This is a genomic window from Stenotrophomonas sp. BR163 (assembly GCF_047520985.2).
GTDB lineage: Bacteria > Pseudomonadota > Gammaproteobacteria > Xanthomonadales > Xanthomonadaceae > Stenotrophomonas > Stenotrophomonas sepilia.
In genome coordinates this window covers 24231-44451 of the sequence record NZ_JAXBRE020000019.1, presented here as the reverse complement: position 1 = coordinate 44451, position 20221 = coordinate 24231, and the positions used below count along the sequence as shown (strand labels likewise).

General features: G+C 67.3%; 17 protein-coding genes and 1 pseudogene. 10 read left to right on the top strand and 8 right to left on the bottom strand.

Features of this window, described 5'->3' with window-relative positions; genetic code table 11:
• Positions 1-37 precede the first annotated feature (37 nt).
• From murC to lpxC, 6 genes and pseudogenes are all read left to right on the top strand, one after another.
• Entirely contained in the window at positions 38-1474 is a 1437-nt protein-coding gene (gene murC / locus ACM0PY_RS15360; RefSeq protein WP_061478391.1) for a UDP-N-acetylmuramate--L-alanine ligase, read from the top strand.
• Positions 1471-2433, top strand: coding sequence for a D-alanine--D-alanine ligase (locus ACM0PY_RS15355; RefSeq protein ID WP_134971288.1), 963 nt, complete (start codon positions 1471-1473; stop codon positions 2431-2433). Before murC ends, ACM0PY_RS15355 begins: the two co-directional genes overlap by 4 nt.
• A pseudogene (locus ACM0PY_RS15350) lies at positions 2430-3107 on the top strand (cell division protein FtsQ/DivIB); the annotation flags it as partial. The gene ACM0PY_RS15355 and the pseudogene ACM0PY_RS15350, both read left to right, overlap by 4 nt.
• Positions 3108-3175: 68 nt before the next feature.
• Positions 3176-4411 carry a cell division protein FtsA gene (ftsA, locus tag ACM0PY_RS15345; protein WP_005408083.1) on the top strand — a complete coding sequence of 412 codons (1236 nt, stop codon included), beginning with the start codon at positions 3176-3178 and terminating at the stop codon, positions 4409-4411.
• Positions 4412-4580: 169 nt separating this feature from the next.
• Entirely contained in the window at positions 4581-5816 is a 1236-nt protein-coding gene (gene ftsZ / locus ACM0PY_RS15340) for a cell division protein FtsZ (RefSeq protein WP_088497852.1), read from the top strand.
• A gap of 205 nt (positions 5817-6021) precedes the next feature.
• A complete protein-coding gene (gene lpxC / locus ACM0PY_RS15335) occupies positions 6022-6933 on the top strand; it encodes a UDP-3-O-acyl-N-acetylglucosamine deacetylase (RefSeq protein ID WP_008267619.1) in 912 nt (303 codons plus the stop codon).
• A gap of 281 nt (positions 6934-7214) precedes the next feature.
• Here lpxC and ACM0PY_RS15330 read toward each other — a convergent pair whose 3' ends face one another.
• The gene (locus tag ACM0PY_RS15330) at positions 7215-7664 is read right to left on the bottom strand and encodes a DciA family protein (protein ID WP_049413132.1); all 450 of its coding nucleotides are present in this window, start codon (positions 7662-7664) and stop codon (positions 7215-7217) included.
• A 12-nt stretch (positions 7665-7676) separates the two neighbouring features.
• Here ACM0PY_RS15330 and ACM0PY_RS15325 point away from each other — a divergent pair, with 12 nt between their 5' ends.
• The 3 genes from ACM0PY_RS15325 (at position 7677) to ACM0PY_RS15315 (ending at position 12768) form a co-directional block, all read left to right on the top strand.
• Positions 7677-8633, top strand: a complete 957-nt coding sequence (locus tag ACM0PY_RS15325; protein WP_235646838.1) for a M23 family metallopeptidase — start codon at positions 7677-7679, stop codon at positions 8631-8633.
• A 347-nt stretch (positions 8634-8980) separates the two neighbouring features.
• A complete protein-coding gene (gene secA, locus ACM0PY_RS15320; protein ID WP_072167854.1) occupies positions 8981-11713 on the top strand; it encodes a preprotein translocase subunit SecA in 2733 nt (910 codons plus the stop codon).
• Positions 11714-11814: 101 nt separating this feature from the next.
• On the top strand, positions 11815-12768 hold the full coding sequence (locus ACM0PY_RS15315) for a Nudix family hydrolase (protein WP_134971294.1): 954 nt from the start codon (positions 11815-11817) through the stop codon (positions 12766-12768).
• 102 nt (positions 12769-12870) lie between these two features.
• Here the strand turns inward: ACM0PY_RS15315 and ACM0PY_RS15310 are convergent, their stop codons facing one another.
• The 3 genes from ACM0PY_RS15310 to ACM0PY_RS15300 all read right to left on the bottom strand — a co-directional run bounded on the left by ACM0PY_RS15310 (position 12871) and on the right by ACM0PY_RS15300 (position 15941).
• Positions 12871-13455, bottom strand: a complete 585-nt coding sequence (locus ACM0PY_RS15310; RefSeq protein WP_180885311.1) for a DUF4124 domain-containing protein — start codon at positions 13453-13455, stop codon at positions 12871-12873.
• 40 nt (positions 13456-13495) lie between these two features.
• A complete protein-coding gene (metF, locus tag ACM0PY_RS15305) occupies positions 13496-14323 on the bottom strand; it encodes a methylenetetrahydrofolate reductase [NAD(P)H] (protein WP_180885310.1) in 828 nt (275 codons plus the stop codon).
• Between the two features lie 109 nt (positions 14324-14432).
• On the bottom strand, positions 14433-15941 hold the full coding sequence (locus ACM0PY_RS15300) for an amidohydrolase family protein (protein ID WP_180885308.1): 1509 nt from the start codon (positions 15939-15941) through the stop codon (positions 14433-14435).
• Positions 15942-16077: 136 nt separating this feature from the next.
• Between ACM0PY_RS15300 and ACM0PY_RS15295 the strand changes: the two genes are divergently transcribed.
• Positions 16078-16635 carry a DUF3228 family protein gene (locus tag ACM0PY_RS15295; RefSeq protein ID WP_053498826.1) on the top strand — a complete coding sequence of 186 codons (558 nt, stop codon included), beginning with the start codon at positions 16078-16080 and terminating at the stop codon, positions 16633-16635.
• Positions 16636-16710: 75 nt separating this feature from the next.
• Here the strand turns inward: ACM0PY_RS15295 and ACM0PY_RS15290 are convergent, their stop codons facing one another.
• From ACM0PY_RS15290 to ACM0PY_RS15275, 4 genes are all read right to left on the bottom strand, one after another.
• Positions 16711-17196: a hypothetical protein gene (locus ACM0PY_RS15290; RefSeq protein WP_005415307.1), complete on the bottom strand. Its 486-nt coding sequence runs from the start codon at positions 17194-17196 to the stop codon at positions 16711-16713.
• A complete protein-coding gene (gene ybaK, locus ACM0PY_RS15285; protein WP_180885307.1) occupies positions 17196-17669 on the bottom strand; it encodes a Cys-tRNA(Pro) deacylase in 474 nt (157 codons plus the stop codon). The genes ACM0PY_RS15290 and ybaK overlap by 1 nt, the downstream gene beginning before the upstream one ends.
• A gap of 110 nt (positions 17670-17779) precedes the next feature.
• Entirely contained in the window at positions 17780-19120 is a 1341-nt protein-coding gene (locus ACM0PY_RS15280) for a peptidoglycan-binding protein (protein ID WP_414609341.1), read from the bottom strand.
• Positions 19121-19169: 49 nt separating this feature from the next.
• Entirely contained in the window at positions 19170-19925 is a 756-nt protein-coding gene (locus ACM0PY_RS15275) for a lysozyme inhibitor LprI family protein (protein ID WP_235646836.1), read from the bottom strand.
• Between the last annotated feature and the right edge of the window lie 296 nt (positions 19926-20221).

The following is a 20221-nucleotide window of genomic DNA, read 5'->3' as shown; positions in this document are numbered from 1 at the left end:
AGGCATGCCACCGCGCCTGCCCTGCGCGAGGCCGCGCATGATCCGTCGCCTGCACGACACCAACGACCTGGTGCGCGCGTTCCCGCGCGTGCATTTCGTCGGCATCGGCGGCACCGGCATGAGCGGTATCGCCGAAGTGATGCTGACGCTGGGCTACGAAGTGTCCGGCTCGGACAACGCCGACAACGTGGCAACCCGCCGCTTGGCCAGCCTGGGAGCGCGCATCATGCGCGGCCACTCGGCAGCCAACGTGCTGGGCACCGACTGCGTGGTGGTCTCCAGTGCCATCCGCGAAGACAACCCGGAACTGATGGAAGCGCGCAGCCAGCGCATTCCGATCATGCCGCGCGCGGCGATGCTGGCCGAGCTGATGCGCTTCCGCCGCGGCATCGCCGTGGCCGGTACCCATGGCAAGACCACCACCACCAGCCTGACTGCGGCGGTGCTGAGCGAAGGTGGCCTGGACCCGACGTTCGTGATCGGTGGCCAGCTGCTGGCTGCCGGTGCCAACGCCAAGCTGGGCGGTGGGCAGTGGCTGGTGGCCGAGGCCGACGAAAGCGATGGCAGCTTCCTGCGCCTGAACCCGCTGATGTCGATCATCACGAACATTGACGCCGACCACCTGGAAAACTACGGCAACGACTTTGCCCGCGTGCAGGCGGCGTTCGCCGAATTCCTGCAGCGCCTGCCGTTCTACGGCCTGGCGGTGCTGTGCATCGACGATCCGGAAGTGGCCGCGCTGGCCGCCAGGACCCCGCGCCACGTGATGAGCTACGGCATGAGCCCGCAGGCCGACGTGCGCGCCGAGAACGTGGTGCAGGAAGGATCGCGCATGCGCTTCACCCTGCGCCTGCCGCAGGGCACCAGCCAGGAAGTGGTGCTGGCGCTGCCGGGCAGGCACAACGTACTCAACGCGCTGGCCGCCGCCGCGGTGGGCTGGCAGCTCGGCGTGGCACCGGACGCCATCGCGCGCGCGCTGGAAGGCTTCGCAGGTGTCGGTCGCCGCTTCAATGATCTCGGCGAAGTGACCACCGCCAGCGGTGCCAAGGTGCGCATCATCGACGACTACGGCCATCACCCGAGCGAGCTGGAGGCGGTATTCGCCGCCGCCCGCGGCGGCTGGGCTGACAAGCGCCTGGTGGTGGCCTTCCAGCCGCACCGCTACAGCCGCACCCGTGACCAGTTCGACAAGTTCGCCGCGGTGCTGTCCAGCGTCGACGCGCTGGTGCTGAGCGAGGTCTATCCGGCCGGTGAGGAACCCATTGCCGGTGCCGACTCGCATGCGCTGGCCCGCGCCATCCGCGCGCGCGGCCGCAGCGAGCCGGTGGTGGTGGGCAAGGCCGCCGAGCTGGCCAGCGTGCTGCCGGACGTGCTGCAGGACGGTGACCTGCTGCTGATGATGGGTGCCGGCGACATCGGTGCCGTGGCCACCCATATCGCGGTGGAAGGCTTCCAGGCGGAGGGCCAGGCGTGAGCGCGCTGACTTTCCCGCCGCTGCGCGTGACCGACCCGGCCGTGTTCGGCCGCGTCGCCGTGCTGCTCGGCGGCAGTTCCAGCGAACGCGAGGTGTCGCTGGACTCGGGCCGCAACGTGCTCGAAGCCCTGCAGTCGCGCGGCGTCGATGCGTTCGCCGTCGATGGCATTCCGGCGCTGGCCAGCGCGCTCGCCGCCGGTGGCATCGACCGCGTGTTCAACATCCTGCATGGCCACAACGGTGGCGGTGAGGACGGCATCGTGCAGGGCCTGATGGACGCCTTCGGCGTGCCGTACACCGGCTCGGACGTGCTGGGTTCGGCGCTGAGCATGGACAAGATCCGCACCAAGCAGGTGTGGCTGTCGCTGGGCCTGCCGACCCCGCAGTACCGCAAGGTCGACGCGTCGAACGTGCATGCGCTGGCCGCCGAGCTGGGCCTGCCGGTGGTGGTGAAGCCGGCCAACGAAGGCTCCAGCGTGGGCATCAGCCGGGTCACCGACGAGGTCGGCCTGGACGAGGCCGTGGCCCTGGCCGCGCGCTACGACGGCCAGTTGCTGATGGAACAGATGGTGGTGGGCGATGAGCTGACCGTGGCCATCCTTGGCGACGTTGCCCTGCCGTCGATCCGCATCGTGCCCAAGGGCCAGTGGTATGACTACAACGCCAAGTACATCGCCGAGGACACCCAGTACCTGTGCCCGGGCCTGGACGGTGGCGACGAAGACGAGATCCGCCGCATCGCGCTGGCCGCATTCCGCGCCGCTGGCTGCCGTGGCTGGGGCCGCGTGGACGTGATGCGTGACCGGGCCAGCGGCCGTTTCTTCCTGCTGGAAGTGAACACCGCGCCGGGCATGACCAGCCATTCGCTGGTGCCCAAGGCGGCCCGCCAGGCCGGCATCGGTTTCGAGGAACTGGTGTGGCGCGTGCTGGAACAGACCCTGGAGGCCGCGCACGCATGAACGCGCTGCTGCGCATCTTCGTCTGGCTGTTGGCGCTGTCGGTGGTTGCACTGCCGGTGGTGGCCGTGGTCAATGGCTGGGTCGGCGCCGAGCGCTGGCCGCTGGCGAAGCTGCGCGTGCATGGTGAGTTCAAGCGGGTGCCTGCCGAACAGCTGCAGCAGGTGCTGCTGCCATACGCGCGCGCCGGCTTCTTTGCGGTCAAGCTGCAGGATGCGCAGGACGCGCTGGAAAAGCTGCCGTGGGTGGAAAGCGCGCAGGTACGCAAACAGTGGCCGGATGTGCTGGAAGTGACCCTGGTCGAGCACAAGCCGTTCGCACGCTGGGGCAACGACCGCCTGGTCTCCGAGCAGGGCAAGCTGTTCCCCACGCCGAAGAAACTGTCAGACCTGGAACTGCCGGAGCTGGATGGCCCGGACAGCCAGACCCAGGAAGTGATGAAGCTGTACAGCGACTCGCGTGCCTTGTTCGCACCGGCCGGCGTCGACGTGCGCCGGGTGACGATGGATGCGCGCGGCAGCTGGTCGCTGGTGCTGAGCAACGGCACCGAAGTGGTGGTCGGCCGTGACGACGCGCGCTCTCGCATGCAGCGCTTCGTCAAGGTGCTGCCGCAGCTCAACCGCCAGGACGCGCCGATCGAGCGCGCAGATCTCCGTTACACCAATGGTTTCACGCTGAGCTGGGGTACCCCGGCCACGCCGGCGAAAACGCCGGCGACCCCGGCCAGAAGCACGCAGGAAAGGACATGAATCGCAAGGGTGACAAATCGCTGATCGTTGGCCTGGACATCGGCACCTCCAAGGTGGTGGCGCTGGTGGGCGAGTATTCGCCGGGCAACCCGATCGAAGTGATCGGCATCGGCTCGCACGAATCGCGCGGGTTGAAACGTGGCGTGGTGGTGGACATCGAATCGACCGTGCAGTCGATCCAGCGTGCGGTGGAAGAAGCCGAGCTGATGGCCGGCTGCGAGATCCGTTCGGTGTACGCCTCGATCTCCGGCAACCACGTGCAGTGCAAGAACTCGCCGGGCATCGTGCCGATCCGCGACGGCGAAGTGACCTGGGGCGACCTGGATCGCGTGCTCGACGCAGCCAAGGCGGTGGCGATCCCGGCCGATCAGAAGATCCTGCACGCGATTCCGCGCGAGTACGTGCTGGACGATTCGCAGGAAGGCATCCGCAACCCGGTCGGCATGACCGGCGTGCGCCTGGAAGTGCATGCGCACCTGGTGGTGTGCGCGCAGTCGGCGGCGGCCAACATCAGCAAGTGCGTGCAGCGCTGCGGCCTGCAGGTGGACGACCTGGTGCTGTCCTCGCTGGCCTCCAGCGTGGCGGTGCTGACCGCCGACGAGCGCGAGCTGGGCGTGGTGCTGGTCGACATGGGCGCCGGTACCACCGACATCGCGGTGTTCGTCCAGGGCGCAATTTGCCACACCGCCTCGCTGCCGATCGCCGGCGACCACGTGACCAACGATATCGCGCACATGCTGCGCACGCCGACCCCGGAAGCCGAGCAGATCAAGGTGCGCTATGCCTGCGCCCTGGCCCAGCTGGCCACGGCCGAGGAGAGCATCCAGGTGCCGTCGGTCGGCGACCGCCCGCCGCGCCGCATGCCGCGCCATTCGCTGGCGCAGGCCGTGCAGGGTCGCTACGAGGAGATCTTCGAGATGGTGCAGGCCGAACTGCGCCGCTCCGGCTTCGAGGAACTGGTGCGCGCCGGCATGGTGCTGACCGGTGGCGCTTCGAAGATGGAGGGCGTGGTCGAACTGGCCGAGGAAATGCTGCAGATGCCGGTGCGCGTGGGCATCCCGCAGCACGTCACCGGCCTGGGCGAAGTGGTCGGCAACCCGGTGCACGCCACCGGCGTGGGCCTGCTGCTGATGGGCAGCCAGATCGAGCACCCGCGGCGGCCGTCGCTGCCGACCGGGCGCGCTGGAAGCATGTTCAAGAAGCTCAAGACCTGGTTCCGCGGCGAGTTCTGACGCGGAACCCGTAACTCCGGGCCCGGCCCGGCGCAACACCCGCAGTACCCGCATCACAACGCAACAACGCACTACACAACCCACACAGCCGCAACGGCAACATGACACGCGAAGGCAGGAGGCCCGACCGTCCATGCCACCGACAAGCGGATACAACGAGGACACGGACATGGCGCATTTTGAACTGATCGAAAAGATGGCACCCAATGCGGTGATCAAGGTGGTTGGCGTGGGCGGCGGCGGCGGCAATGCCGTGGCGCACATGGTCAACTCGGCGGTGGACGGCGTGGAGTTCATCACCGCCAACACCGACTCGCAGGCCATCAAGAATTGTGGTGCCAAGCTGCAGCTGCAGCTGGGTACCAACGTGACCAAGGGCCTGGGCGCAGGCGCGAACCCGGAAGTCGGCCGCCAGGCCGCGCTGGAAGACCGCGAGCGCATCATGGACGCGCTGCAGGGCGCGGACATGGTGTTCATCACCGCCGGCATGGGCGGCGGCACCGGCACCGGCGCTGCGCCGGTGGTGGCGCAGCTGGCCAAGGAAATGGGCATCCTGACCGTGGCCGTGGTCACCAAGCCGTTCCCGTTCGAAGGCCGTCGCCGCATGCAGGTGGCGCTGAAGGGCATCGAGGAACTGAGCCAGCACTGCGACTCGCTGATCACGATCCCGAACGAGAAGCTGATCACCGTGCTGGGTCGCAACGCGACCATGATCCAGGCCTTCCGCGCCGCCAACGACGTGCTGCAGGGCGCCGTGCAGGGCATCGCCGACCTGATCGTGCGTCCGGGCCTGATCAACGTCGACTTCGCCGACGTGCGCACCGTCATGTCCGAAATGGGCCTGGCGATGATGGGTACCGGCACCGCACGGGGCGATGACCGCGCCCAGGCCGCTGCCGAATCGGCGATCCAGAACCCGCTGCTGGACGATGTGAACCTGGCCGGTGCCAACGGCATCCTGGTCAACATCACCGCCGGCGCGGACTTCACCATGGCCGAGTTCGACGAGATCGGCCGTACCATCGACGGCTTCGCTTCGGAAGACGCCACCGTCGTGGTCGGTACCGTGCTGGACCCGGACATGCAGGACGAAGTGCGCGTGACCGTGGTGGCCACTGGCCTGAACCGCGTCTCGGCCAGCAAGACCCAGCGTCCGGGCGAGCGTGCACCGATCAAGCTGGTCCGCAACGCCACCACCGGCCAGCCGGAGTTCGGCGAGTTCGACAACGGCGGCGACGCCGTGTCCAAGGCCGTCGGCGGCATGGGCCTGGGCCTGCGTCGCGCCAGCAGCGATACCGCAGCGGCTTCGGCCCCGTCGGCGCCGTCCTCTTCGGCCCCGGCCGCGGCAGAACTGCCGAACGATTACCTGGACATCCCGGCGTTCCTGCGCCGCCAGGCGGACTAAGCGGGCCGGCCCGGGGTTGTCCTCCCCGGGTTGCGCCACCATGTCCTGAAAACGCGGGCGCCGGGCCAGGATGGGCCCGGCCGCCCTGCTTCACGCGCTTTCCCAGCGGCGTGCCGGTGTGTCCTGCCGGTGGCTGTCACTGGCGTTTCAGCCAGGGTAGGGGAGTGCGCGTGTTAATCTAATGCGTCACTTCCGGTCCATCCCCATGATCCAGCAACGCACCCTCAAGAACACGATCCGCGCCACCGGCGTTGGCCTGCATAGTGGTGACAAGGTCTACATGACCCTGCGCCCGGCACCGGTCAACCATGGCATCGTGTTCCGCCGCGTGGACCTGGACCCGGTGGTGGAAGTGCCGGCCAAGGCCGAACTGGTCACCGAAGTGACCCTGTGCACCGGCCTGACCTGCAACGACGCCAAGATCCAGACCGTCGAACACCTGATGTCGGCGCTGGCCGGCCTGGGTGTGGACAACATCATCGTCGAGCTGTCCTCGGCCGAGCTGCCGATCATGGACGGTTCGGCCGGCCCGTTCGTGTTCCTGCTGCAGTCGGCAGGCATCGTGGAACAGGATGCGCCCAAGCGCTTCATCCGCGTGCTGAAGACCGTGGAAGTGACCGAGGGCGACAAGGTGGCCCGCTTCACCCCGTACGAGGGTTACAAGCTGGGCTTCACCATCCAGTTCGACCACCCGATGATTCCGGCCAAGCAGTCGCGCCAGGAAATCGAGTTCTCGACGCTGGCCTACACCAAGGAAATCTCCCGCGCGCGCACCTTTGGTTTCATGCGCGACCTGGAGTACATGCGCGAGCGCAACCTGGGCCTGGGCGGTTCGATGGACAACGCCATCGTGCTGGACGAGTTCCGCGTGCTCAACGAAGACGGCTTGCGCTACGCCGACGAATTCGTGCGCCACAAGATCCTGGACGCCATCGGCGACCTCTATCTGGCCGGTGGCCAGGTGCTGGGTGCGTACGAAGGCTTCAAGTCCGGCCACGCGCTCAACAACAAGCTGGTGCGGGCCCTGATGGCCGACGCCAGCGCCTGGGAATGGGTCAGCTTCGACTCGCCGGCCACCCCGGATCCGGTGGAATACGCCACCCCGGCGTACGCCTGATTCCATAGGTTGTTGAATTTAAAGATAAAAACGCCGCCTTCCTGGGCGGCGTTCTTGTTTCCGGCGTCGGCGACGCATTCAGCGTGCTTGAAAGACGTCAAGGCTGGTTCAAGGTCACGGTTTTGTGAACCTGTTGAATCAGAAGCCTGAATTTAACGCAGTTTTAACAACAATCTAACGACAGGCCCCCGGATGGCCGCTAGGATGCGACCCGGCCCCCGAAATGTTTCACGCCGTGGTGACACGCGCGACGGGGAGCGGAGCCGGATGCTCCGTTGCCATCAGGACCGTTTCTTCGGCTTCGAGGGAACGTCCTGCAGGCAAGCCAAGGCGTCGCGTAGCCCTTTGTGCGTGGCGGCTGAAACTGCGTGGGGTCCATTCCGGTTGTCGAGCGCTGGGGAGCGCGTGGGAGTGGGAGACGCAGTCTTGATGGTCACCCTGGTGGCCTTCAGCCCGATGGAACGGGCCGCGTCGAGCAGCTGGGCTTCGGCAAGCCGCAACTTGGCATGCCAGACCGGGGACTCGACGAGAAAAACGAGGTGTTCCCCGTCCACATTGGCCAGCCGGCAACGGCTGCGCAGAGGTGGCGGCAACTGGGGGCGCAACTGACGGTCCAGCGCGTCGAGCCACAAGGCACGCCGCAGCGGGTTCCCGCTTTTGTCCGCCATTACCGCATCCAGCGCCGGTTTCGGTGCCGACGCGGGGCGAACGCTGGATTTCGGCTCAGACATGAAAACTCACTGATGGCATTCAAGAAGATCGTAATCAAAACGCGTGAAGGACAGGCCAAGTCGTCGCCGATCGCGCGTTTGCGGTTCTATTTCGAGGACCGCCCCCGTGCCCTGCTGGGCAGCGTGCTCGGGGTAGGCTGCATTATCGGCCTTGCTGGCGGCATTGGCGCCAGCGCGCTGAATGATTCCCGGCTGCAGGCCAAGGTCGAGCGCCAGGATGCGGAACTGGCCAAGGTCAAGCGCGATGCGCAGACCCAGGTCAATGCGCTGGCGGCCCGCCTCGGCGAGCTGCAGGCCCAGGCGACCCGCCTCAACGCCCTCGGCGAACGGCTGACCCAGATGGGCAAGCTGGAGGACGGCGAGTTCGACTTCAACGAGACCCCCGGCCTCGGTGACGGTGACGCAGGCGGCCCGACCAGCGACATCCCGGTCAAGGACGTCAATGCCGACTTACAGGTGCTGGAGCAGCGCTTCGCTGCTTCAGGCCGCCAGTTGTCGGTGATGGAATCGCTGATGTTCGACCACCAGCTGCAGCAGAACGCCGTGCCCTCGCGCATGCCGATCCGCAACAGCTACGTGACCTCCGGCTTCGGCACCCGTGCCGACCCGTTCGGCCGTGGCGCCGCCACCCACAAGGGTATGGACTTCCACGCAAAGGTCGGTGACCCGGTGATGGCCGTGGCCGAGGGCGTGGTCAGCTTCGCCGGCGTGAAGGGCGGCTACGGCAATGTCGTCGATGTCGACCATGGCAATGGCTATGTCACCCGCTACGCGCACAATTCGCGCCTGGTGGTGAAGGCCGGCGACCTGGTCCGTGCCGGCCAGGAAGTGGCCAAGGCCGGTTCCACCGGCCGTTCGACCGGTGCCCACGTGCACTTCGAGGTGTGGGAGAACGGCAACGTGGTCAACCCGCGCAAGTTCCTCGGCAACGGCGGCAACACGCCGGTCGGCCGCGTCAGCCGCGGCTGACGCCACAGACCGGCGTGTTGCCGCGGCTGACGCCACATTGGGGTGCCGGCTGCCGTCGGCACTACCGCCCCCGGAGTACGGGGGCAGCGCCGTAGGCGCGGGGGTGTGGAGGCGAGGTGAGCGGGGCCCGCGGTTCGCGCAGCGAAGCGTGGGAGCGCCAGCGCGTATGCGCTGACGCGTACCTGGCCAGCGGCCGGCACTACCCCTCGGGGTTGAAACCCCTCGCGCCCGTCCCAAGCTACAATGGGTGTTGCCATCGACAGGGCGCCAGGCGCCCTGTTTCGTTTGCGGCGGACGGATCCCCAGGGGGAGGCCGGGCGTCGTGTCCATCCAACCCGGTTCCTTCAATGATCAACAGCCTGCTTACCCGCGTATTTGGCAGTCGTAACGAACGACAGCTGCGCCAGCTCAACCGCATCGTCGCCAAGATCAATGCGCTGGAGCCGGAGATCGAGAAGCTGTCCGACGAGCAGCTTCAGGCCAAGACGCCGGAGTTCAAGCAGCGCATCGCTGGCGGTGAAGCCCTGGACAAGGTGCTGCCGGAAGCGTTCGCGGTCTGCCGCGAAGCCGGTCGCCGCGTGCTGGGCATGCGCCACTACGACGTGCAGCTGATCGGCGGCATGGTGCTTCACCTGGGCAAGATCGCAGAAATGCGCACCGGTGAAGGCAAGACCCTGGTGGCGACCCTGCCGGTGTACCTCAACGCGCTGGAAGGCAAGGGCGTGCACGTGGTCACCGTGAACGACTACCTGGCCCGCCGCGACGCCGCGCAGATGGGCAAGCTGTACAACTGGCTGGGCCTGAGCGTGGGCGTGGTGTACCCGGGCATGCCGCACAGCGACAAGCGCGAAGCCTACGCCGCGGACATCACCTACGGCACCAACAACGAATTCGGCTTCGACTACCTGCGCGACAACATGGCGCTGTCCAAGGCCGACCGCTACCAGCGCGGCCTGCACTACGCCATCGTCGACGAAGTCGACTCCATCCTGATCGACGAAGCGCGCACCCCGCTGATCATCTCCGGTCCGGCCGATGATTCCCCGGAGCTGTACATCCGCGTCAACCGTGTCGTGCCGCACCTGGTCAAGCAGGAAGCGGAAGACGGCGAAGGCGATTTCTGGGTCGACGAGAAGGGCAAGCAGGTGCACCTGTCCGAAGCGGGCATGGAGCACGCCGAGCAGCTGCTGGTCGAGGCCGGCATCCTCGATGGCGAAACCGAAGGCCTGTACGCGGCGCAGAACCTGACCGTGGTGCACCACCTCAACGCCGCCCTGCGCGCGCACGCGATCTACCAGCGCGACGTGGACTACATCGTGCGCGATGGCGAAGTGGTCATCGTCGACGAGTTCACCGGCCGTACCCTGGCCGGCCGCCGCTGGTCCGATGGCCTGCACCAGGCGGTGGAAGCGAAGGAAGGCGTGCCGGTGCAGCGCGAGAACCAGACGCTGGCGAGCATCACCTTCCAGAACCTGTTCCGCATGTACAAGAAGCTGTCCGGCATGACCGGTACGGCCGATACCGAAGCGTTCGAGTTCCAGAGCATCTATGGCCTGGAAGTGGTGGTGATCCCGACCAACCGCCCGACCATCCGCAAGGACAGTCCGGACCAGGTGTTCCTCAACCGCAAGGGCAAGTTCAATGCGGTGCTGGCCGACATCGAAGAGTGCGCCAAGCGCGGCCAGCCGGTGCTGGTGGGTACCACCTCGATCGAAACCTCGGAAATGCTGTCCGAGCACCTGAGCAAGGCCGGCGTGAAGCACGAAGTGCTCAACGCCAAGCAGCATGACCGCGAAGCCACCATCGTCGCCAACGCCGGCCGTCCGGGCGCGGTGACCATCGCCACCAACATGGCCGGCCGTGGTACCGACATCGTGCTGGGCGGTTCGCTGGAAGCCGAGATCCACGCCCTGGGCGAGGACGCGACCGACGAGCAGAAGGCGGCGGTCAAGGCCGAATGGCAGAAGCGCCACGAGGCAGTAAAGGCGGCCGGCGGCCTGCACATCGTCGGCACCGAGCGCCACGAATCGCGTCGTATCGACAACCAGCTGCGTGGCCGTTCGGGCCGCCAGGGTGACCCGGGTTCGTCCCGCTTCTACCTGTCGCTGGAAGACAACCTGATGCGCATCTTCGCCTCCGACTGGGTGCAGAAGGCCATGCGCATGATGGGCATGAAGGAAGACGACGTCATCGAGGACCGCCTGGTCAGCCGCCAGATCGAAAAGGCGCAGCGCAAGGTCGAAGCCCACAACTTCGACATCCGCAAGAACCTGCTGGACTTCGACGACGTCAACAACGATCAGCGCAAGGTGATCTACGCCCAGCGCGATGAGCTGCTGGACGCCGAATCGGTGAAGGACAACGTCGACGGCATCCGTGACGACGTGATCTTCGACATCGTTGCGCGCTTCGTGCCGCCGAACTCGATCGACGAGCAGTGGGACCTGCGAGGCCTGGAAGCGACCCTGGAGTCGGACTTCGGCCTGCAGATGTCGCTGACCGACCTGGTCAAGCAGCATGAGGAACTGGATGCCGAGGCCATCGCCAGCAAGGTCCAGGAGCGCGTCAACCAGCACTTCGCCGAGAAGGAAGCCAGCCTGGGCGAAGAGACCATGCGCGCGCTGGAGAAGCACGTGATGCTGACCGTGCTGGACCAGAGCTGGAAGGAGCACCTGGCGCGCATGGATTACCTGCGCCAGGGCATCTACCTGCGTGGTTACGCGCAGAAGCAGCCCAAGCAGGAATACAAGAAGGAAGCCTTCGAGCTGTTCTCGGACATGCTGGAGAACGTCAAGCGCGAAGTGGTGACCCTGCTGGCCCGCGTGCGTATCCGCAGCGACGAGGAAGTGCAGGCCCTGGAGGCCGCCGAGCGCCAGCAGGCGCAGGCTCGCCTGAGCCAGTCGCAGTTCCAGCACCAGGATGCGGGCGGCTACAGTGCCGACGAGGAAGCCGCGCAGGTGCAGGCCGCCCAGCAGGGTGTGGCCACGCTGCAGCGCGACGAGCCGAAGATCGGCCGCAATGATCCGTGCCCGTGCGGCAGTGGCAAGAAGTACAAGCACTGCCACGGCCAGCTGAGCTGATCCCGAAGAGCCCCGCGAAAGCGGGGCTTTTCGTTTGTTGCGGGGGAGCTGCACCGGATCCGTGATTGCGCCGGCCGGCCTGTTCTGGGCATGCTTCCTCCATGCCTTCCCCCACCCGATCGATCCACGTCGTGGCCGCCGTCATCACCGACGCCCGTGGCCGCGTGCTGCTCAACCGCCGTACCGAGAACCGCGACATGGCCGGCCTGTGGGAGTTCCCCGGCGGCAAGCGCGAATCCGGCGAGACCTCCGAACAGGCGCTGGCGCGTGAACTGCGCGAAGAGCTGGGCATCGAGGCCGATGTCGGGCCCTGGCTGATGGATGTGCCGCAGCGCTATCCGGACAAGCACCTGACCCTGGAGGTGCGCCATGTGCGCAGCTGGAAAGGCACCCCGCGTGGCCGCGAAGGCCAGGCGATCACCTGGGTGGCGCAGGACAAGCTGGGCCGCTATTCGATGCCGCCGGCCGACCTGCCGGTGGTGGCCGCACTGCGCCAACCGGACCGCTACCTGATCACGCCGGCGCCGGCTGACGATGCCAGCGGCGTGCAGCACTGGCATGACTGCCTGCAGCGCGCGGTCGCGGCGGGCCAGCAGCGCATCCAGCTGCGCCTGCCACCGGAACACCCGCAACGGCAAGCGATGATCGAACAGGCCGTGCGCGCGCATCGTCGCGGCGTGCAGTGGCTGCTCAATCGCGACGTGGCGCTGGCACGTGCACTGGGCGTGGGGGTGCACCTGGGCAGCGAGCAGCTGCAGGACCTGCAGGAACGGCCCTTGCCGGAAGGGCAGCTTGTCGCCGCGTCCTGCCACGACCTGGAGCAGCTGCAGGCGGCGCAGCGGCTGGGCTGCGACTTCGCGGTGCTCGGCCCGGTGCAGGCCACGGCCAGCCATCCCGATGCGGTGCCGCTGGGCTGGGAAGCCTTCGCCGCGCTGCGCGCGCAGGTGTCGCTGCCGATCTACGCGTTGGGTGGGATGGCCGCCGGCCATATCGCCGAAGCCCGTCGCCATGGTGGGCAGGGTATCGCTGCGATTGGTGGGCTGTGGCCGGCGTGAGCCGGCATGCGGGGTCCGATCCCTGCACAGCAGGCCTCTGACCCCATCGCGGCAATCCGGGGTCGGAGCCCTTTCCGCTGGAAAGGGGTCCGACCCGTCCGGTTACAACGTGATCCAGAAACACCCATACTGCCGCCGCAACCCCAGCACCGTCGAAGCGCGCGACACGCTGCCGGGCAGCGTCTGTTCCAGGCGCAGGCCGACCGGATGCCGCACGGTCGGCGGCTCCGGGTCGGATCCCTGCGCCGCAGGGCCCTGATCCTCATCCTGCGATTGCGGCAGCGCCTGCGAGGGATACACCGGTACCACGTCTACCAGCGGCCGCCGCGCCAGCGATTCCAGTTGACCGAGGATGCGCTGCGCACCGGCATCGGAGACTGCGCCCCACAGGTACAGCGACGACAACCGGTTCACATCGTTGCTGAGGATGCCGACGCGCAGTGCGTCCACCAGCTCGCTCAGGCGACGTGGGCAGCGCGCCCCCAGGGTGTCGCGCGAAAGGGTGCTGCCGATGGGCGCGGGCGGTGGCAATCGCGATCGGGCGCCGACACTGTCGCAGGGGCGGTCGGTGTACACGCTCTGCCCCCGCGCATCAGTGCAGCGGTTCAAGCGTGGGGACTGCGCATGGACCACGCTCGACGCCGAGCACAATGACAGCAGCAACAGCAGGAAGGAAAGCCGGTTCATCGACGCAGGGTAGCGCCGATCGTGGTGGCATGGCGTGCTTTCAGCCGTGCAGCAGCTTCAGCACCGACGTGGTCGGCCTGGCCAGGTTCAGGGTGTAGAAGTGCAGGCCCGGCGCGCCGCCCTCGAGCAGGCGCTGGCACAGCCTGGCCACCACTTCGGTACCGAACGCCCGCACCGATTCGGCGTCATCGCCATAGGCCTGCATCTTGCGGCTGATCCAGCGCGGGATTTCCGCACCGCACTGCTCGGAGAAACGGCGCAGCTGGCTGAAGTTGGCGATCGGCATGATGCCTGGCGTGATGGGTACCTGCACGCCGAGCCGGCGCACGGCATCGACGAAGTGGAAGTACGCATCCGGGTTGTAGAAATACTGGGTGATCGCCGCGTCGGCGCCGGCATCGATCTTGGCCTTGAAGTGCTTGAGGTCGGCCAGTGCATCGGAGGCCTGCGGATGGGTCTCAGGGTAGGCGCCCACTTCGATGCGGAACGCATCGCCATGTTCGGCGCGGATGAACTCGATCAGCTCGGCGGCGTAGCGCATGTCGCCGGGAAACCCCATGCCGGAGGGCAGGTCGCCGCGCAGCGCGACCAGGCGACGGCAACCGATGGCGCGGTACAGCTTGAGCAGTTCGCGGATCTCCTGGCGGGTGCCGCCGACGCAGGACAGATGCGGCGCCGCCTCGAAGCCATGGTGCTGGTTGAGATGGCGCACGGTCTCGGAGGTATAGCTCAGGGTCGAGCCACCAGCGCCGAAGGTACAGGACACGTACTCGGGGCTGTAGTCCTTCAGCCTGGCCGCGGCACGATCCAGCTGGCTGCGCTGTTCGTCGGTCTTGGGCGGATAGAACTCGAAGCTGATGGCAGTCATGGCGTGGTCGGCGGCGGCAGGTGCGGGTCAGTATATCGCTTCATCAAGATGGATGTGCGCGAATATGTGGAAGCGTGGCCGCTGCCGGGCGCTCGCGCGGGACAGGCTGCTACAGCTCAGCGCTGACCGGGCTGGTGATGAAGCCCCACAGCAGGCGCGCCATCACCGCCGGCGAGCGTGCCTGTGCACGGGCGTACGCCCACAGTGCGTCCAGGCGCGGGCGGTCGTACAAGTGCCCGGCCAGCAGCACGGCGTGGATGCGGCGCGTGTTGCCGGTGTCCAGCAGCGGATCGCCATCGAGCAACACCAGGTCGGCGGCCCGGCCGACCTCGACGCTGCCATGCGATGCCTGCAGCTGCAGATGACGCGCGGCCTGCAGCGTGGCCGCACGCAGCACGTCGGCCTGGCTCAGCCCCGCCTGCCGCAGCCACTGCAGTTCGTCGTGGTAACGCAGTCCACCCAGTCCGGTATCGGTGCCGACCAGTACGGTCACGCCAGCCCGATGGGCGGCGCCGGTGAGCGCCAGGCCATGGGTGAAGTAGGCCTTCAGCGCCTGTTCGCCGCGCGCGCCGGGATAGCGCGCCACGGTGGCCTTCAGATCGTCGCGCCATGCCCAGCGCGAGAGCGGATCCAGGTAGGCCAGGCGCGGGTCGTCGACGAACGCCGGATCGCGCGCGCGTGCATCCTCTTCGCGGGTGACATGGGTCGGTACGAACGCCGCACCGCTGGCCTGCATCAGGTCGAACGCCTGGGCGCAGAGGGCGGGCTGGTAGTCACCCACCATGGCTTCGGCGAGCGCGGTCGGGTTCCCGTCATCGAGCGAGCCTTCGCGCCAGGCGGCGGTACTGTCCACGCAATGGCGCACGAACAGATGGCCGTGCTCGAAGCTGCGCTGGCCCGCGTGCAATGCGGCTTCCAGCGGGACCGCCCTGGGCAGGTGTCCGACCAGGGGCAGATGCAGCTGCCGCGCTTCGCTGGCCAGCCGCTGGTAGGTCTCGGCGCGAAGGCGGTTGTAGACCTTGAACGCATCGACGCCGCGTGCGCGGTACGCGTGTGCACGTTCGCCCGCTGCATCCGGCGTCAGCGCCGGGTCTTCAAAATAGAAGCTGGCGATCTGTACGAAGCGCGGTGCAACCTGCTGCCCGGCAATGGCCTGTGCGGTCCAGCGGCGCTTGTCGGCCACGCAGGCGATCAGCGGATCGGTGGCCTGTGGGCAGTCCATCATGTCGCGGGTACCGGTGATGCCGTTGGCCAGCATCAACGGAAACTGCAGTTGCGGTGACAGCTGCAGTGCATGGGTGTGCATGTCCCAGAAACCGGGCAGCAGCCAGCGTCCGCCCGCATCGAGAACCGGCAACGTGGTCTCCGGCGGGTCTTCACCGATGGCGGTGATGGTGCCGTTGCGCACGGTCACCGTGGTGGGTTCGCTGGCCTGGCCGCGGGCGATGTCCACCACGCGTGCGTTGACGATCACGTGACTGTTGCCGGGGTGGGGCAGCGGTGGTGCAGACAGCGGCCAGAGCAGGGCGGCGGTGAACAACAGGGGGGGGACCAGCAGGAGCACGGCCAGCACGCGCGGCCAGCGGCGACGACGGGCGGAGCGGGGTAGTGCATCCATGAACCGGCAATCCTTGCATGGGGTCGCCTGCAGGGTGCGCCAACACGGGTGCCGATGCCAGTGACCATCGGCATCCCGCCCTCCATGCCGCGTGGGCAGGTACCCTGTGCAGCAGATTCCCTGATCACGCCGCGCCATGTCCATCGTTCTCACCGATTTCGCCCGTCCCCGCCTGTTCCCGCGCGTACCGCGTGGCAACACGATCCAGGACTGCACTGCCGAACAGTTCGAAGCGCACCTCAACGCGCACGCGCCGATGAAGGTACTGGACGGCTATGCGCCGTTCTGCAAACTGTTCGTCTACGAGAACTGGACCAGCACGCGCTGCCTGACCGTGCCGATCACCGAGGCCAACCGCCATCTGCTGCGCAGTGGTTACGAGGCACGCAATCGCGACGAACTGCCGGTGCTGGTGCGCTGGTTCGAGGGCGTGGAGTCGCCGCGTGCGAACTATCTGGTGGTGATCCTGTACAGCGCCGAGCAGCTGGCGAAGGAAGGCTCGCCGATCGAGGCCGACTGGGGCATCGTCGGCTGCATCTATACCGCCGAGCCGGAAGAGGTGCCGATGGCGCCGATCACGATGATGCGCAATGCGCTGGGCGTGGAAGAGGGCGGTTCCGGCGTGCCGTTGGACCGCGAGGCCTACCGGCGTTCTGTCGAGTTCTGGGAGAGCAACGCGAACTGGCGGCCGTGAGCGATATTGGTCGTCCACGCATCGCGTGAGTGTACGGACCGCAGTAGAGCCACGCCATGCTTGGCTGCCTGGCCTTCAGGCAGCTTTCCATTCCCACCACGGGTAGTGGTACTCGCGGTCGATGGCCTGCCAATGCTGGCCGCAGTGCATGCAGGCAACGTTGTGGCAATCGCCCCAACCATCCTCGGCCTCCTGCAACGCGAGCAGCTGCATCTGCCCTTGTTCAATCAGGCGGCGCGGATCGAAGAACGGGTAGCCGGGATTGAGCGCGCACAGGCAGCCTGCGTGCGCCTGCCAGTGACGCAGCCGTTTCAGGGCCGCCTCCAGATGCGCCTGGTTGCTGATCAGCATGCCGCCGAGGGTGATGCCGTGGCAGCTGCGTTCAATCAGGTCCACATGCGCGGCCAATGCGTCCAGCGACGGTGCACTGAACAGTCGTGCGACGATGCGGGCGGCGTCGGTGATGCGCGTCGCGTCGCGCGACAGCAGGTCCTGCAGCAGCACATCGGCCTGCGCGTCTTCCAGCCTGGGCGGCGGTGCCGCAGACCACGGCCAGCGCATCAGCGTGCCTTGCCGATGGCAGCGTAGTGGCCGGCGGTCAGGCGCAGCAGGTCGGCCGGCGCCAGTTCCACTTCCAGGCCACGGCGGCCGGCGCTGACGTGCAGCGTGGGCAACACCTGCGCGCTGGCATCCAGGAACGTGCGCAGGCGCTTCTTCTGCCCCAGCGGGCTGATGCCGCCGACCAGGTAGCCGGTCGCACGCTGCGCGGCGTCGGCGGCGGCCATCTCGCACTTCTTGCAGCCGGCCGCTTCGGCCAGCGCCTTCAGGTCCAGGTGGCCGGCCACCGGCACGATCGCCACCAGCAGTTCATGTGCTTCAGTGCTGGCCAGCAGGGTCTTGAAGACCTGGACCGGGTCGAGGCCGAGCTTGTCGACGGCTTCGCCGCCATACGATTCGGCGTGGGCGTCGTGCACATAGCTGCGCACGGTGTGGGCGATCTTCTCGCGCTTGAGCAGGTTGATGGCCGGGGTCATGGACGCATCCTAGCGCGGGGCAGGGGCGTTGCCTTGACCGAGACTCGCGCGTCAACGCAGAACGGGCGCCCGAAGGCGCCCGTCCCGGCTGCGATCGGCTGCATCCAGCATCAGCGCGACATCGACTGCTGCGTCTGCATCTGTTCCTGGGTCTGCCGCTGCGACAGTTCGTTGTCCAGGGCCTGGCTCTGCCGCGTGCTGTCCTGCAGATTGTGGTTCACCGCCTGCGACAGGTCGACGTAGGTGCGATGCATGGCGGGATCGCCGAGCTGGCCCTGCACCGCGAACACGCCCTGGTTGTCCGGCCGCGCCAGCACAGTATCGACCTGGCTCATGCCGGCCAACTTTGACTCGTAAGCCACCTGGCCTGCGGCGTTCTCGAGCTGGCTGCGGTCATTGAACAGCGGCGACAGGCCGCCCTGGCGCCGCTGTTCTTCCAGTGCTTCCAGCTTTTCCACGACCTGCTGGTAACGCGGGTTGTCGGCGTGGCCCGGGGAGGCCATGGTCGGTTCGGCAGCCGGTGCGCGCTGCTGCGTGGCCGCATCCAGTGCGGCCAGGGTAGTGCCGCCAGCCTTGCCGTCTACGGTGAGGTGGTGATCCCGCTGGAACTGCTTGACCGCTTCCAGGGTGCCGGGACCGAAATCGCCATCGGCCACCAGCGGCTTGCCGTCCTTGCCCAGATAGCCCAGGTCGGACAGCTTCTGCTGCATGGCCTGCACCTCATCGCCCTTGCTGCCGTTGACCAGCACGCCGTTGCCCGCAGGCGTGCCCGGTGACCCGTGCGAGGGAGCATGGGTGGGGGTGATGCCGATCTGGACCATGGCCCGGTCGAAGCGCTCATCGCGGCTGGCTACGGCGGCCTGCGACTGGATGCCGTATTTGGTGGCATCGACGAAGTTCTGCACGTCGCCGCGCGTCGGCGGATTGCCGGCCTGGACCGTGCCGCCCTGCAGCTTTTCCGCATTGCCGGCCAGATAGCTGATGAACTGCGGGCCCATGCTGCCGAACTGGTTGTCATAGTCCGCCATGGCCAGCTGCAACTCCGGGTTGGCGGCGATGGCATCGGCCGCGGCCGGATTGGTTGCACGTACCTTGGCGATGGCCTGATCGACACGCTCGATGGCGCTGTCCAGCTTGGCGTTGGTGAGCTCGTCCATCCTGGCCTGCGGAATGGCCTGCAACTTGGCGTTGAGCGCCGCCAGCTGCTGGGTGCTCAATCCGCCCTGCTGGGACAACAGTGCGATGTCACCATCGGTGAAGCCGTTGTCGCGCAGGAAGCGCCTGGCCTGCGGATTGCCGCCGACATCGAACTGCACCAGCCCGAACGAATAGGTGCTTGCGCCTTTCTGTGCGTATGAGAAGTGGTCCAGGTGGCGGGTGTTGCCGCCCAGCTCGGTGTTGAGGAACAGCGTGGACAGCTGTTCGCGCGTAAGGGTGGAATCCGTTGCCATGGTCATCGTCCTTCAATGAGAGAAAAGCGCCGGGCGTGCCCGGCGATTGTCAGCCGGCGCAGTGCTGCTGGGTGAAGCCGAGCAGCTGGCGGATAGCCTGGGTGCCGTAAGCAGCCGGCGCCGGTTCGAGGGCGAACTGGCCAACCATCTGGTTGCTGCACAGCTGTACGGTGCGCCTGCCGGCGGAGGTCTCCTGGGTGCAGTTGGCAGCGAGCAGGGCGTTGGCACCGCCGCCCATGTTCGTGGCGGCCGTGCAGCCCAGCAGGCGGCCTTCCTGGCCGTTCTCACCCAGCAGCGTGTTGAAGTTAGCCAGCTGGCTGTTGGGATCGCGCAACACCAGCAGGTCCACGCACTGCTGCTGGCCGTCAGGGGCTTCGCATGCATCCTGATCGACCAGGCCGTCACGCGTAGCGGACAGCACCTTGAGGCGATCGGCGTACACCTGACGCAGGCACTGTGCATCGGTGCACAGGTCGCGGGTGTGCTCCTGCCAGCGCTGCTGTTCGGCGTGCAGCTTGCTCTGCCCTGCTGCATCGAGCGTGGCCTGTGCGGCAGTGACCGCCTTGCCCATGTCCGCATCCAGGCCGGTCAGGGTCGGGTCCTTGCAGACCAGGGTCTGTGCCGGCGACGCTGCATCGGCGCAACCAGCGCTCGTGTCGGCAACCGTGGCGGGCGCGTCGGCGGCCTTGCCTGCGGGGCTGGCCTGTCCGCTGGCCGCAGCCGGAGCCGTAGCGCCGGCGTCGCCGGCAGGTGGGGTGCAGGCGGCCAGCAGGGCCACCCAGCACAGGGTCATCAGGGGCTTCATGGCTCGGTTCAGTCGTTCACGGTTGCGCGGCATGTCCTGTCCTTTGGTGTCTGCGTCCCGGCGCATGGCCTGCCGTTGGCAGCCCACGCGGGCGTAAAGCCTAGCAAGCAGCTTCTTAGTGCTCCGTGACAGGGTGCGCGGATCGGTTGCCGGGTGCCGCAACGCAGAACGGGCGCCCGAAGGCGCCCGTCCTGTCTGCATCCGTTGCCGGGGTCAGAGCCCTTTCATGCGGAAAGGGATCCGACCCCGCGTACGCCGGTAGTGGGGGGGGGGGGGGGGGGCCCCCCCCCCCCCCC